Annotated in this window: 11 protein-coding genes; all 11 read left to right on the top strand. The window is 50.5% G+C overall.

Annotation, left to right across the window (positions count from 1 at the left end; all coding sequences use genetic code 11):
- Positions 1-8 precede the first annotated feature (8 nt).
- On the top strand, positions 9-1,304 hold the full coding sequence (gene asnS / locus ONB24_05695) for an asparagine--tRNA ligase (GenBank protein ID MDZ7315598.1): 1,296 nt from the start codon (positions 9-11) through the stop codon (positions 1,302-1,304).
- A 7-nt stretch (positions 1,305-1,311) separates the two neighbouring features.
- Entirely contained in the window at positions 1,312-1,590 is a 279-nt protein-coding gene (locus ONB24_05690; protein ID MDZ7315597.1) for an acylphosphatase, read from the top strand.
- Between the two features lie 10 nt (positions 1,591-1,600).
- On the top strand, positions 1,601-2,122 hold the full coding sequence (locus ONB24_05685; protein MDZ7315596.1) for an adenine phosphoribosyltransferase: 522 nt from the start codon (positions 1,601-1,603) through the stop codon (positions 2,120-2,122).
- 135 nt (positions 2,123-2,257) lie between these two features.
- Positions 2,258-3,367 carry a butyrate kinase gene (gene buk / locus ONB24_05680; protein MDZ7315595.1) on the top strand — a complete coding sequence of 370 codons (1,110 nt, stop codon included), beginning with the start codon at positions 2,258-2,260 and terminating at the stop codon, positions 3,365-3,367.
- Complete coding sequence (locus ONB24_05675) at positions 3,339-4,238, top strand: bifunctional enoyl-CoA hydratase/phosphate acetyltransferase (GenBank protein ID MDZ7315594.1); 900 nt, start codon at positions 3,339-3,341, stop codon at positions 4,236-4,238. The genes buk and ONB24_05675 overlap by 29 nt, the downstream gene beginning before the upstream one ends.
- Positions 4,239-4,336: 98 nt before the next feature.
- The gene (locus ONB24_05670; GenBank protein ID MDZ7315593.1) at positions 4,337-7,339 is read left to right on the top strand and encodes a hypothetical protein; all 3,003 of its coding nucleotides are present in this window, start codon (positions 4,337-4,339) and stop codon (positions 7,337-7,339) included.
- Between the two features lie 42 nt (positions 7,340-7,381).
- Entirely contained in the window at positions 7,382-9,343 is a 1,962-nt protein-coding gene (locus ONB24_05665; GenBank protein ID MDZ7315592.1) for a PorV/PorQ family protein, read from the top strand.
- Positions 9,344-9,357: 14 nt separating this feature from the next.
- Positions 9,358-9,504 carry a hypothetical protein gene (locus ONB24_05660; GenBank protein MDZ7315591.1) on the top strand — a complete coding sequence of 49 codons (147 nt, stop codon included), beginning with the start codon at positions 9,358-9,360 and terminating at the stop codon, positions 9,502-9,504.
- A 96-nt stretch (positions 9,505-9,600) separates the two neighbouring features.
- Positions 9,601-10,317 (top strand): hypothetical protein, encoded by a 717-nt coding sequence (locus ONB24_05655; GenBank protein MDZ7315590.1) that lies wholly within the window; start codon positions 9,601-9,603, stop codon positions 10,315-10,317.
- 77 nt (positions 10,318-10,394) lie between these two features.
- Positions 10,395-12,761, top strand: coding sequence for a PEP-utilizing enzyme (locus ONB24_05650; protein MDZ7315589.1), 2,367 nt, complete (start codon positions 10,395-10,397; stop codon positions 12,759-12,761).
- Positions 12,762-12,811: 50 nt separating this feature from the next.
- Positions 12,812-14,380 (top strand): DEAD/DEAH box helicase (locus ONB24_05645; GenBank protein ID MDZ7315588.1); only part of this gene is annotated, 1,569 nt, incomplete at its 3' end.

The raw sequence follows: 14,380 nt of genomic DNA, 5'->3' as shown, positions 1-14,380 counted from the left end.
GTAAAGTGATGGCGGAACGAGTTTACATCAACAGGATTGCACCCTATTTAGGCAAAGAGGTTACTTTATACGGCTGGGTTTACAACATTACCGGAAAAGGTAAACTGCAATTCATCATGATGCGCGACGGCACCGGTATGATCCAGGTGGTCGTATTCAAAGGTAATGTTGCCCCGGAAGTTTTTGAACGCTGCGAAAAGCTGACCCAAGAGAGCTCGATCATTGTAACCGGCACAGTGACTGAAGATCCGCGCGCCAAAGGCGGCTTTGAACTGCAGGCAAAGGATGTTCAGATCGTGCAGTTGGCGCAGGATTATCCCATTACGCCGAAAGAACACGGCATCGAATTTCTTATGGATCAGCGCCATTTGTGGCTGCGCTCTTCCAAGCAGCACGCCATTCTGAGAATCCGGCATGAGGTTATCAAGGCGGCACGGGATTATTTCGATAATCTCGACTTTACATTGGTTGACGCCCCCATCTTTACGCCCAGCGCCTGCGAAGGCACGACCAATTTGTTCGAGACCACCTATTTCGACACCAAAGCCTATTTGACGCAAAGCGGGCAGCTCTACATGGAAGCCGCGGCCATGGCTTTCGGCAAGGTCTACTGCTTCGGGCCGACCTTTCGCGCTGAAAAGTCCAAAACCCGGCGCCACTTGACGGAATTTTGGATGATCGAACCTGAAGTTGCCTATTGCGATCTCGAACAGGATATGGATCTGGCGGAAGGACTGATCGTCTACATTGTCGAGCGCGTGTTGGAGCGTCGGCGCAAAGAGCTCGAGGTCCTGGAGCGCGATATTTCCAAGCTCGAGCTGATTAAACGGCCGTTCCCGCGCATCACCTACGATGAAGCCGTCAAACTGGTCAAAGCAGAAAATCCCAATTTTGTCGACGGCGACGATCTGGGCGGCACCGATGAAACCATCATTTCCAACCATTTTGATCGGCCGGTGATGATTACCCACTATCCGATCGAAGTCAAAGCCTTCTACATGAAACGCGATCCGCTGCGTCCCGACCGTGCTTTGTGCGTCGATGTTCTGGCCCCGGAAGGCTACGGCGAGATCATCGGCGGCGGCCAGCGCGAGGATGATTACGATACGCTCCTGGCATCAATTAAAAAGCATAATCTGCCGGAATCGGCGTTCGGCTGGTATTTAGACCTGCGCAAATACGGTTCGGTGCCGCACGCCGGATTCGGGTTGGGTATTGAGCGCACCGTTGCGTGGATTTGCAACCGACCGCATATTCGGGAAACCATACCCTTCCCGCGCACCATCTATCGACTTACGCCGTGAGGTTGCTATGCGCCGCGTAAAGGCAATTATTCGCATTTCCGGCGTTGTCCAAGGTGTCGGCTTCCGCTTTTTCACCTGGCGAAAAGCTCTGGAATTAGGAATCGACGGCACTGTTGAAAACACCATAGACGGAGGCGTAGAGGTTGTCGCCGAAGGTGAAGAATCCAAGTTGAAACAGTTTATCGAAGCTCTGCGCGTCGGTCCCCGATGGGCGCATGTGACTGCCGTCGATGTTGAGTGGGCGCCGCCGGACAACCAGTTTCAGGGATTTTCCATTATTCATTGAGGACCATAAAATGAACTTGGCCGAAAAAATTCGCAGCATTCCCGATTTTCCCAAAAAAGGCATCGTCTTCCGCGACATTACGACTTTGCTCGGCGACGGACATGCTTTGCGCGAAGCCGTAGAAAAAATGTATGACCAGTTTCGCGACGTTAAAATCGACAAAGTTGTCGGCATTGAATCGCGGGGATTCATTTTTGCCGCGCTGCTTGCCTACAAGTTCGGTATCGGCATGGTGCCGGCACGGAAACCCGGAAAACTGCCTTATCAGACCATTTCTGAAGACTATGAATTGGAATACGGTGTTGCGTCGCTGCAAATGCACATCGATGCGATACAAAAAGGGGAGAAGGTGTTGATCGTGGATGACCTGCTGGCGACTGGCGGTACTGTGGGCGCTGCCGCCCGGTTGGTTGAACGGTTGGGCGGACAAGTCGTGGGCTTCTGCTTCTTGATCGAGCTCGATTTTCTTGGAGCGCGCAACCGTCTGCGCAACTATCGAATTGAATCTCTGATTCATTATGAATCGGAGTAATGGCAAAAACAGCGTATAACGTTGCTTTGCCGCTTGCCTTTTTGAAAAATGCTGATTATCTTTAGCAGCCTCATGCAGCAATATGACGCGCACCATTGACGAAACCGACACGAAACGCTGTCATTGGGAGGGCGGGTGAAACAAATCTTTGTTGTGAATCCAGGGTCGACCTCGACCAAAATTGCGTTATTTGCCGATGAGGCTTGCCGCTTTCGACGCACCATCGATCATCCCCTCCAGGAACTTGCCCGATATTCCACTATCATCGATCAACTCCCTCTGCGATTCTCTGCAATCGAGCAAACGGTTAAAGAGGAAGCATTAGATTTGGCGCAGGTCGATGCCTTTGTCGGCCGCGGCGGTCTGCTGCGTCCCATTCCGGGCGGAGTCTATATCGTCGATGAGGAGATGCTTCAGGACCTAAAAAACGCCGTCTGCGGAGAACACGCCTCCAATTTGGGTGCACTCATTGTCGATTCGCTGGCAAGATCATTCAATAAACCGGCTTTTATCGTCGATCCGGTTGTCGTCGATGAGCTTCAGGACCTCGCCCGATTATCCGGACATCCGCAATTTCAACGAAAGAGTATTTTCCACGCTCTTAACCAAAAATCTGTGGCCCGCAAAGCCGCTTGCGCTTTGGGAAAAGACTACAGCGACGTCAATCTGATCGTCGCCCACCTGGGCGGCGGCATTTCCGTCGGCGCACACCAGCGCGGCCGGGTCATCGACGTCAACAATGCCCTGGACGGTGAGGGCGCCTATTCGCCTGAGCGCAGCGGCACTCTTCCGTGCGGAGATCTGGTCAGATATTGCTTCACCGTCAATAAAGGACTAAAAGATACACTGTCCATGATCAAGGGTTCCGGCGGCCTTGTCGCCTATTTAGGCACCAATGACGTACGGGAAGTAGTGAAAAGAATAGAAAACGGCGACCGCTATGCCGAACTGATCTATAAAGGTATGGCCTATCAAACGGCAAAGCAGATCGGGGAGATGGCCGCCGTATTGAAAGGAAAAGTTGATGCAATTGTTATAACCGGCGGAATATCAAACGATAAGCTGATTGTTACATGGATTAAAGAATACGTCTCATTCATCGCTCCCGTAATGGTTTTCCCCGGTGAAGAAGAAATGCAGGCTTTGGCCGAAGGCGCGTTGCGCGTATTGAATGGTGAAGAACCGGCATTGCACTACCGAGAAGGCGTAGAGAAATATGATAACGACATTTGCCGAGCTGATTGAGAACGTAAAAAGCAAGCCGAAAAAGACCATTGCGGTAGCGATGGCGGAAAGCGAAGAAGTCCTCAAAGCCGTTTCCCATGCCTACAAAGAGGGGATCGCAGAGGCCGTTCTAGTCGGCAATAAGAGAAAGATCGTGGAAATTGCCCAGGAATTCGAGATCGATATCTCGCATTTCGACATCGTCAATACCACATCCGAGAGCCAGAGCGTCGTGCGCGCGATTCAATTGATTCGTGAGCACCTGGCCGATGTTCTCATGAAAGGCGTCTGCTCGACATCCACCCTCTTGAAAGGCGTGCTCGATCGCGAAGTGGGCATCCGCTCGGGCAAATTGCTGTCGCACATTTCGCTTTTCGAGATTCCCGCTTACGGCCACTTTTTGATGATGAGCGACGGCGGTATGAACATCGCGCCCGATCTGGAAGCAAAAATCGCTATAACCGAAAATGCCGTACAAACCATGCGCAAATTGGGCGTGCGCAAGCCCAAAGTCGCAATCATCGGCGCAGTGGAAAGAGTAAACTATCCGGCCATGCCCTGCACGCTCGATGCAGCGGCTTTATCGAAAATGGCCGAGCGCGGCCAGATCGCCAATTGCATCATCGACGGCCCATTGGCGCTGGATAATGCCGTCAGTAAACGCGCCTGCGAAATTAAAGGCATCAAATCTCCTCTCGAAGGCGACGCCGATATTCTGATTATGCCCAATATCGAAGCCGGAAACGTGTTCCACAAAGCCCTCACTTATTTTGTTGATTGCAAATCCGCAGGCATCGTCGTCGGCGCCAACGTTCCAATTGTCGTCACTTCCCGCGCGGACGACGATGAGAACAAGTTCAATTCCATCGCCCTGGCGATGTGGATATCTTAAAGTAATTTATTATGCCAATACTGAAATTCCTTTGCATAGAATGCTTTTCGTTTATATTTTATAACCGTTTTGATGTGGTTCAATCAGGGAAAAAAATCATGAAAACCCGCTTACTTTTTCTCAGCCTCTTCGGGCTGTTTTTGATTACCCATACGGAGCTTTGGGGGCAGACGCAGAAAAAGGCCCGCGAAGACGGAGATCCGATTTTCAACAATTGGCTGACCGGATGGGATCCAACCATAAGGCTGTCTGAAGACAGAGGCGTATTGGAGTTGACGTCTTCGAGTGATGATACACTGCTCTCCTTTACGGAAAACCCATGGAAATTGTCGGGCATCCTGTGGGAATACAACAATGCGCAGTTTACGCCCCAGCAAAGCGGACGCCTGTTGCATGCGGTCGATGTCGATGACATCAGTTCGATTTGGGGCGAACCGGTTTATTTGATCACTGATCAATCGGGAAATAAGGTCATCATTTACAGCCTCAGGTCGAACTCTGTAGTTTGGGAATACCCCGCCCCGGATGCGAATTATTCATCTCCTACCGACGCGTTTTTCTATCAAGAGCTCGTAGGCGGAACCCAGGTGCGCTATGCTCTGATTACTTGGAAAGGTTCGAATGTAGTTGCCAAAGTTTCGATGGGAAAAAACATTGTTTGGCGATTTGGTCGTGTCAGCACCGCAGGCATGGGCGACGGCCTCCTGAACAGCCCTTCCGATGCGGTGAAAATTCTCGGAACGCCCGAAGTGCTGATCGCCGACACCGGCAATAAGCGCGTCATCATTGTCGATGAAAGGTTGGATCCGCTTTCGGACCCCATAATGTGGAGCTACTCGGGGCCGGACGGCCGTTTCTCGCCGGTGGATGTTGAATACATCGATGATGCGATCCTGGGTCGGCAGGTGCTTATTACAGATCAAACGGCTCATCGCGTGCTTTTGGTCAACCGTAATGATCAGACCATCACCTGGGCTTTCGGCGACGGAACACCGGGAGACGACGCGTCGCATCTGCGCAACCCGGCTGACGCAGACTGGAATCCCGCTACTCGGCGAGTGGTAATTGCCGATAAAGGCAATAACCGCATCATCGAAGTCAGTCCGGAAGACCCGACCTATTTCTACCAATGGCCGAATCCGGCGCCCTCGGTCGACGATGCCGACCCGTTGCTTAGCGGCGGATTTCTGCTTTGCCGGCAAATCACTCTCGACGGCTTGACTGTTTGGACTCCGGCCGTGTTCGAATTTGACAAAGAAGCGGTCGAGTTTCGTTCACCTGTTATCGACTTGATCAAGGACGTTGATTTCGAAACCATTCGATTCGCGGGTGAGAATCTGAATGCCGAAACCAGCGTGAGACTCCAGTTCCGCTCCAGCTCGACTTTTCCGAACGAAGGTTTGGCTTGGAGAGGACCGGACGGCACTCCCAATACTTTTTATACGGCAGTCGATTCCGTGCTCTTTGCCGAGCACAAACTGCATCGCTATTTTCAAGTGCGCGCCTTTCTCAGCACCACCAATCCGCGCGTCACACCCGTAGTCAACCAAGTCCGCGTAAGCTACCGCTATTATGATACAACCCTTCGCCCGCACATATTTACACGCGATAATCCGCTCTATCCGATCGGAGCCGCACGCGAAAATCAGGCCGTTCATGTCTCGTGGGACTCTTTGACCTTGGTCTGGAAGCCCTACGAGGAAGAGCGCCTTTTCTTGAGTAATGTTGCCTTTACAGTCAGTTTGACGAATCCTGATTATCCGGATCGTACTTTATTAAATCTTGGGCCACTGCAGGTGTCTTTTGAGCCGATCCGCATTCCTTTGGGTCAGTTCGAACAGCTTTTCGGCGCCCGGCGATTGACAATGGTTATTACTCTAATTACCTACAACAGCGCCATGACGCCGCGCCTGGATAAATGGCGGATCGCCTGGCGCGAAACGCCCATCGAACCTCCGGCTCTTGCATTTGTCGACGCCCAAGGTAACCCTAAAGATTTTTATACTGCAGCGACTTATATTCCGGCACCAAACGATTCTGTCTTTGCCGATCAGGCTTTTGTGCAGTTGAAAAATATAATCGAGCCAGGGGCCACCTTTAACATAGAGGTCACGTCCAACCTCAGTTTGGATGCCGAGCGAATTACCGTCAAGCGCGATACTTTGAATCTCCGTTACACCGCGCCGGCCGGCATTCCGCTGCGTATCGTCACGGCAAGTCAAGCCGTCACCATCAACAACGATACCCTGGAAATTTTTGATCGTGACGTGCTGGCAGCGTCCTTTCGGTCCGCTTTGCGTCCCAATGAAGTGCTGTCCGACAGCATACCGGTCATTCAAGGAATGCTGGGGAATTTAATTGTAACCAACGCGCAGGGACAAGAAATCACCGCTTCGCCGCTGAACCAACCGATCTTTGCGCGTGTCGTCAACGAATTGGATCGCAGCATCGACGTGATCGCCCGCGACTCGCTGCAGGTTATGTTCCTTAACCCCTCTACAAATGACCGCGAATATCTGACGCTCTACGAAGAACAAGGTCAAAACGGTCAGTACCATACCGGCCGCTTTTCTTCGCAGAACAGCATCACCTTGCGAAATGCGCTCAACTATACGCCGGGCGACCGCTTCCTTTATGCCCGACCGAACGACGACATCCAAGTCATCTATTTCGACAATTTCAAAAAGCCGGAGTACCCCACCCGAAGATTCATCAGTGTGCCGGATACCATCTCCGCTCAAATGGCGCAGCCGCTCTACTGCAAAGTGGCGCCGAATCCTTATATCGTGGCCGAAAATCGTCCCTTTAGAATGCGCCTGGGGTCCTCCAATGGTACATTGACGATCAGGCGAATGGAGATCTTTAATTTAGCCGGCGAGAAAGTAGCTGAAATCGATCCTCAAACGATTCGTTTCGAATCTGGTGGTAACTCTTTGCCGCCCAACCAGTTTGGTCACATCAATAATTGGTGGAATCTCTTGACGGACGGCGGCAGGCCTGCCGCGAGCGGCACCTATTGGGTCAAAGTGCAGGCCGATATCCTTTCACAGACCAAGCGGGAAACGTTGAGCGCTTTGGTCAAGTTCGTCATTATTCGCTGAGTTTAGAAAATGAATGGAGACAATTCCATCATGCGGATTAAAATGAGTAATAAAGAGACGGCCGTATGGAAAACGGCCCTCACCGCGACTGCGCTCTTTGTCTTTAGTTTGACGACATCTGCGAGCGCCCAAAACGGCATCGGCTACAGCGGGCTGCCGTTCTTAAAAATCTCGCCGGCAGCCCGACAAATCGCCATGGGGGATGCCTTTACCGCCCTTACCGGCGACGTCAATTTGATGCGCTATAACGTCGGCGCCCTGGGCGGAATAAAGGCGCCGATGCTCGCCGCAAACTTTAACAGCTGGATCGGCGACACGCAACAGGGCAACCTCTCGTTCGCGTACGCCATTGGAAGAGACCGCAATGATTTTGCCCCGATTCGCGAGCGTAATTATGCCAAATACGGTGTAGTCGGCCTCGATGTGAGCTATTTCGATGAAGGATCGATCGAAAAGCTGGACCAGTTTTTCAATCCCTTGGGCGGAATCAATACCAGCGGCGACCTTCTGGCGGCTTTGGCTTACGGCAAGTATTTCCAAACCGGCGAGTGGGGGATAGGCATCGGCCTTGGGGGAAAATTCCTTCAGCAATCTTTGGTCGGCCAAGTGAGTACCACCTGGGCCGGAGATGCAGGGTTTCAAGTGCGCTTCCCGAAAATTCTCTCGGTCGGCGCCTCGCTGCAGAATTATTCTTTTACCGGTGTTAAATTCGATGCTTGGGAGTCGCCCCTTACCCAGCTCTATCGCGCCGGTGCGGCCCTGACGCTGCCTTTGAGCGACGGCGAAAACTCGAGCGAATTGATCCTTTCCGGCGATGCCGTTATGGCCAGGCATGAAAAACTGCGCTTTTTCCTGGGCAGCGAGCTACTGCTCGGCAACGACTTTTATCTGCGGGGAGGCTATCGAATTAACGATCCTTCATCGTCCGCGTGGGCTGCAGGTTTCGGCGTCAACATTCCGGCTACCTCTTTGGGCAACTCTCTTATTCGGCTCGATTATGCTTATGCGCCGCTTCCTGCTTTCGATGAGGCTGCCCACCGCTTCTCGCTCCATTTCGCTTTTCGCGCGCTCAAGGAAGAACCCTTTGCATCTGCGCAGTATGGCGGAGCCCCGCCGGACTATAGCGATCTCGAAAAGAAACTGCGCGATCAACTCGATAAAGCTCGACAAACGGCGGAGGAATTGGAACGCCTCAAACGCGAATTGGAGAATAAACTGGCGCAGGTGAATCAGATTATTGCCGAAGATCCCGGCAAAATGCGCTTCAAAGCCGATTCGACCAGCGGTCTGTTGACCGTCTTTTTCGATTTTGACAAAGCCGACATCCGGCCGTCGGAATACCCGACCATGGAAAGAGTTGCAAGAATCCTCAACCTTTTCCCGAATGCCCTGGTGCAGCTTTCCGGTCATACCGATTGGATCGGCGAAGAAGATTACAATATTCATCTTTCCCATCGCCGCCTGGAAAGCGTGATGAAATATTTGAGCGAAAAAGAAAAGGTCGATCCGAGACGTTTCTTTATGCCGGTCGGCTACGGCGAATCGAAACCGATTGCCGACAACACGACGGATGAAGGACGCCAGTTGAACCGACGCGTCGAATTCCGAATTTATTACAACCAGCTGCCGGAAATTCCGGAAGGAACCGCCATTCGATCGGTTCGCGCCGTCGATGATCGCACCATCATCATCGAATGCAACGGTAAAATAAAGCCGGGCAAACCTCTCGTTTTGAGCAATCCTGATCGATATGCTCTGACATTCGAAAACATCTTTTTAATTGCTGAAAAGAACGAAATTCCTCTCAATCGAGGTCCTTTCATACGCGCCCGTCTCGGCTATACCGCCGAAGAAAAGGTCAAATACACCCGCGTCGTATTTGACCTGAAACATCCCATTGAAGGAGAACAGCGGGTCGATAAAAATACCATTATCTTTAAAGTGACGCGCGAAAAACCGTCACGCAAGCCCAAATTGGAACAGTCTCTGGAAAAGAAAGAATAGTAAGGAACGCATTTATGAAATGGATTTGTAATCTTTTTCTCATCAGTTCGATGCTGGCTGCATTTGCCTGCTCTTCAAAATCAGCCGAGCATCGTGATACGGCAGTTTTTACGATCTTTCATTCAAACGACATCACCGGTTATTTAACGCCGTGCGGCTGAAAGCAGCCGCTTGGCGGGTTAGCTCGGAGAGCAACCTTACTTTCTCAAAAGCAAGACAGCTGCGACTTTCATCTAACCGTCGACGCAGGCGGTTTTATGAAAGGCTTTAGCCCGGATGCTGCGCTGCAAAGCGAGTATCTGCTGAAGGGAATGTCTCTGCTCGGCTATGACGCCGTTAACTTGGCAGTCAAAGACTTTCATTTGGGCGGAAAATATCTGATGAATATGTCGCAGAAATACCGTTTAACGTTCGTTTCGGCAAACATCAGGTATTTTCCGGAAGATAAGTCTTTTGTGGAGCCCTTTGTTCTTAAAAAGTTAAGCGCAAAGCCGCAAAAAGGCTTACCGCCCTTTGAAAAGTTGACCGTCGGAATATTCGGCCTTTGCGATGAACGGGAAAGCCTCTATCAGGAGCAGGCCGGCGAGCCGAAGCTGATCAGTCGCGATCCGGTTCAAACCGCGCAAAAGGTCGTTGCCGAGATGGCTAAAGCCGATTTGATCATCCTATTATACAACGGCCGATATGTAGTCCTGCAGGAACTTTTATCGAAAGTTCCGAATATCGATATCGTGATTGTCGGCGGCGAATACTATAAAGTCGAGCCGAGCAATAATAGAATCCCCATTATCGTTACCACGCCCAGCCTGGGTAAATATTTCGGCGAATTGCGGATAACGTTGAATGATCGTAAAAAGATCGTCAACTATACCACGTTTCGTTATCCTTTGGATGAATCCATCGCCGATGACCCCAAGTTATCCCGCTTGGTCGATGAGTTTCTACAAGCACAAGCCAAAATTTCTGCTGAATAAACCGCTCTGCTTTAGGACAGCACTCCTCTGCTGTCCTAAAGCAGTTTTATCCTGAATATCCGCACTTTTCCGACCTCATGATGAAGAGACCAGATTTCATTGTTTCTTATAAAAAAATTGCCCGCTCTCCGTCTCTTTGCGGATTTAAGGCAAGTCATCTTGCCTTTTTGCACTTGAAAGGTTTCAACGTCCCGCCGTTCATTGTCATCAGTACAAAATCTTTTTTAGAGTTTGAAAATGAAGCCGTTCGCAGGCTTTTTCGACAACGACTTGCAAAAATTTTCCAATCGCAGGGCATTCTATTTCCCCAAGGGAAAATTGCAGTCCGCTCCTCTGCGCCTTATGAGGATACTCAGGATACATCTCTAGCCGGACAATTAGAAACCGTTCTCGACGTGTCTGATGAAAAGGAACTGATTAAAGCCATCATCACCGTCAAGTCCTCGGCGGCCTCGAATAAGATTAAAAGCTACCGCAGGCATGTGAAAGGGGAGAGCCGGTCTACCGAAATCGCAGTCATCATTCAACAACAAATCGAGCCCGAAATTTCGGGTGTAATGTTCACTTCGCATCCTCTCAGTCACCAGGATCTTATGGTTATTGAGGCAGTCAGAGGACCTTGTTCAAATTTGGTCTCGGGACGCACATCTCCGAAGCAATTTATTATTGACAAATCGGCGCATCAAATTATCGATCAAATTGAGGGGGACTATGCCGATCTTGTCGTCGACCCTGAAAGATTAAACGAGCTCATTCAGCTCGGTGCAACCGTGGAACGGCTTTTTCATCAGCCGATGGATATCGAGTGGGGGTTCGCGCGCAATCGATTGTGGCTTTTTCAGGCGAGGCCGATCACCACATTGCAGCAAAGCAAAATTCGCATCGATCAAAAGAAAAGAGAGTGGACAAACTTTTTTTTTGCCGAACGATTCGATCGACCCATTTCACCTTTGGCCTGGTCTTTTCTTTTTCCTCTTATCAGCCGTCGCGCCCTGGCCGATCCGCTGTGGTATCTGGGAAAGGAAAAGCTGTTCAAACAAAGCAAATTGATTACTCAATTCGAAGGCGTTCCTTACGCACGATTGGACGCTTTCCGTGCTCTTTATTCGATTATTCCTTACCGCCTGCTGCCTGCGGATAAGCGGCAGTTCTTCTCTCCGCAACGTCATAAACAGCTTTATTTGATTTGCCGCGCTTTACCTGCACTTGTGAGCAGATTATTGATTCAAGATCCCCAATGGATTCCATGGTTAAATCTCAGACAATGGCGCCGTTTTTCCAGCGTCTGCGAAAAAAAAATAAAGCAATTGAACGAACAATTGGAGCAGGAGGACCTGGAAAATCTTTGCGATATATTGGAATCCACATATCGCCTCTCGGATCATTTTCTCAGTATCCATCGCTGGAGCATAACGTTTGCCGATCTTTTCGCAGAATTGCTTTACCATTTTCTGCAAAAGACCCTGCAGAGTGGAAACAAAGTTCAGGATTTGCTCAGCGGTTTGCCGGACAACGCATCGGTTCAAGCCGAAACGGCTCTCGATGCCCTCGATGTTGAAAATAAGGACGAGGTGCAAAAATTTATTAATTGCTATGGCCACCGAAGTCAAAGTCTGGATTTTTCCCTACCGACATGGGGTGAGTCGATTTATGCCATAAAAAAAACACGGACCGGTGCACCTCCTGAATTACTTAAAGAGAAAAATATAGAAATCTATTTGCGGCACAGCGATTTATATCAATCTCTACAAAAATCGCTTGACATTAAATTCAGCATTACGGCATTTCTTTTAAAAACTATCTTCAAGTTGGTTTATAATGCTGCCGCTCAATTTGTTTCCTGCCGAGAAAATCAGCGTGATTTGTGGCAGAAAATTTTATATATTACCCGTAGAGCGGCATTGAAAATCGGCCATATTCTTCAAAGCAAAGGTGTACTTGATAAGCCCCAAGAGATCTTTTTTCTCCAGTATTCTGAAATTCGCGCTGCAGTAAAAGGAGACGCGTTGGAGTATTCTGTTCAAAAGCGAAAACATCAATTTGAGATCTGGGCTAATAACACTGAAAATGGGCAGCTAAAGGGAACAGATTCTGAATGCCGCGTTCCCGATTATAAGGTGCTTTTCGGAATAGGGGTCAGCGCTGGGATAATTAGTGGAAGAGCACGGGTTATCAAAACGTTCGAAGAAGCCTTATCGGCAGAGGCGAATGAGATTATCGTGGCATCGGCAGTAGATCCCGGCTGGACGCCTGTTTTAGCGAAGATTTCCGGATTGGTCCTTGAGTACGGCGGCATGCTTTCTCACGCCGCCATTATTGCGCGTGAGTTTCATTTGCCGGCCGTTAGCGGCATACCCGAGGTTACAAAAATAATCAAGACCGGCGACCTGATTGCACTCGACGGACAACACGGCATTGTCAAACTCCTGCAAAAGCCATCTTGAGACTTACCATTGAACAAATATTGGATCGGCTTCGGCGCGACTCTTCGTTCATGGCCGGCGTCTCCCGATGGGAGGTTCTGCCGCCGCAATCGGGAACTTTTGTCGAATTTCCCGACGGCCTTCATCCTGCACTTGTCGACGGCTTGAAAAGGCGCGGCATCAATAAGCTCTATTCACATCAAGCAGAAGCCTATCAAGAAATCAGCAGGGGACACAATGTCGTGATCGTCACACCGACGGCATCGGGCAAGACATTGTGCTATAATCTGCCTATCCTTGATCGAATTATCAAGGACGGTGCGGCGCGAGCTCTTTATCTTTTTCCGACCAAGGCGCTTTCACAAGATCAGGTGAGCGAACTGCATGCGATGATCGAACCCCTTCATGAAAGTGTGCCTTTTGCCATTAAAACATTTACATTCGACGGCGATACGCCGGTTTCGATCCGCAGAACGATCAAAAGCAGCGGCCATATTGTCGTTACCAACCCGGATATGCTGCATACCGGCATCCTGCCGCACCACACTCAATGGATCAAATTATTCGAAAATTTGCGTTATGTGGTGATCGACGAAATCCATCATTACCGAGGAGTTTTCGGGAGTCACTTTGCGAATGTTATTCGCCGGTTGAAGCGTATTTGCCAATTCTACAACGTCGCACCGCAATTCATTTGCTGCTCAGCCACGATCGCCAACCCCAAAGAACTGGCCGAAACCCTCATCGGCGAGCCGGTCATCCTCATCGATAAAAACGGGGCGCCGCGCGGTGAAAAACACTTTATTCTCTATAATCCGCCCGTCATCAACAAAGAACTGGGGTTGCGCAAATCATACCTTCGCGAAAGCGAACGGATCAGCCTTCAGTTCATTACTAATCATATCCAGACCGTCGTGTTCGCCAGAAGCCGCTTGAATGTCGAAATTCTGCTTACCTATTTGCGCGAAGGAATGAAAAAAGCCAAAAAGCCTGCCTCGCTCGTACGCGGCTACCGCGGCGGCTATCTGCCGCTCGAGCGCCGTGAAATCGAGGGCGGTCTTAAGACCGGAGAAGTGATCGGCGTGGTGAGCACCAACGCCCTGGAACTGGGAATCGATGTCGGGAGTCTTCAAGCCGCCGTCATTGCAGGGTACCCTGGTACCATCGCCGGTACGGTCCAGCAGGCAGGCAGAGCAGGGAGGAGGCTGGAAGCATCCGCAGCCGTTCTCGTATTGTCTTCGGCACCTCTGGAACAGTATATCGCCGAACATCCGGAATATTTCTGGGAGGGATCACCTGAGGCGGCCATCGTCGATCCGAACAATTTGTCGATCCTTTTGAGCCACATCAAATGTGCCGCTTTCGAACTTCCCTTTCACATTGGAGAGCGGTTCGGCAGTCGGTTCGATGGAGAAGGGGGGCTCGACGCCACGCAAGAGGTGTTGGAGTATCTCGAAGAAGAACGCGTTCTGCACCGTTCAGATGACCGTTGGCATTGGACGGCAGAGTCTTATCCTGCAGAAGCCGTGAGCCTGCGCAGCGCTGCAGAAGAAAATGTCGTGATCATCGACACCACCCACGCCAAAGAAAGGGTCATCGGCGAGATCGATCTGTTTGCGGCACCCCTCATGGTTCATGAT

Source organism: candidate division KSB1 bacterium (genome assembly GCA_034505495.1).
GTDB lineage: Bacteria > Zhuqueibacterota > Zhuqueibacteria > Residuimicrobiales > Krinioviventaceae > Fontimicrobium_A.
This window is presented reverse-complemented; position numbering and strand designations above follow the sequence as displayed.

Excerpts from the sequence above, each read along its gene's own strand:
- asnS (MDZ7315598.1), top strand. The coding sequence starts at position 9 with ATGGCGGAACGAGTTTACATCAACAGGATTGCACCCTATTTAGGCAAA.
- ONB24_05690 (MDZ7315597.1), top strand. The coding sequence starts at position 1,312 with ATGCGCCGCGTAAAGGCAATTATTCGCATTTCCGGCGTTGTCCAAGGT.
- ONB24_05685 (MDZ7315596.1), top strand. The coding sequence starts at position 1,601 with ATGAACTTGGCCGAAAAAATTCGCAGCATTCCCGATTTTCCCAAAAAA.
- ONB24_05675 (MDZ7315594.1), top strand. The coding sequence starts at position 3,339 with ATGATAACGACATTTGCCGAGCTGATTGAGAACGTAAAAAGCAAGCCG.
- ONB24_05670 (MDZ7315593.1), top strand. The coding sequence starts at position 4,337 with ATGAAAACCCGCTTACTTTTTCTCAGCCTCTTCGGGCTGTTTTTGATT.
- ONB24_05665 (MDZ7315592.1), top strand. The coding sequence starts at position 7,382 with ATGAGTAATAAAGAGACGGCCGTATGGAAAACGGCCCTCACCGCGACT.
- ONB24_05660 (MDZ7315591.1), top strand. The coding sequence starts at position 9,358 with ATGAAATGGATTTGTAATCTTTTTCTCATCAGTTCGATGCTGGCTGCA.
- ONB24_05655 (MDZ7315590.1), top strand. The coding sequence starts at position 9,601 with ATGAAAGGCTTTAGCCCGGATGCTGCGCTGCAAAGCGAGTATCTGCTG.
- ONB24_05650 (MDZ7315589.1), top strand. The coding sequence starts at position 10,395 with ATGATGAAGAGACCAGATTTCATTGTTTCTTATAAAAAAATTGCCCGC.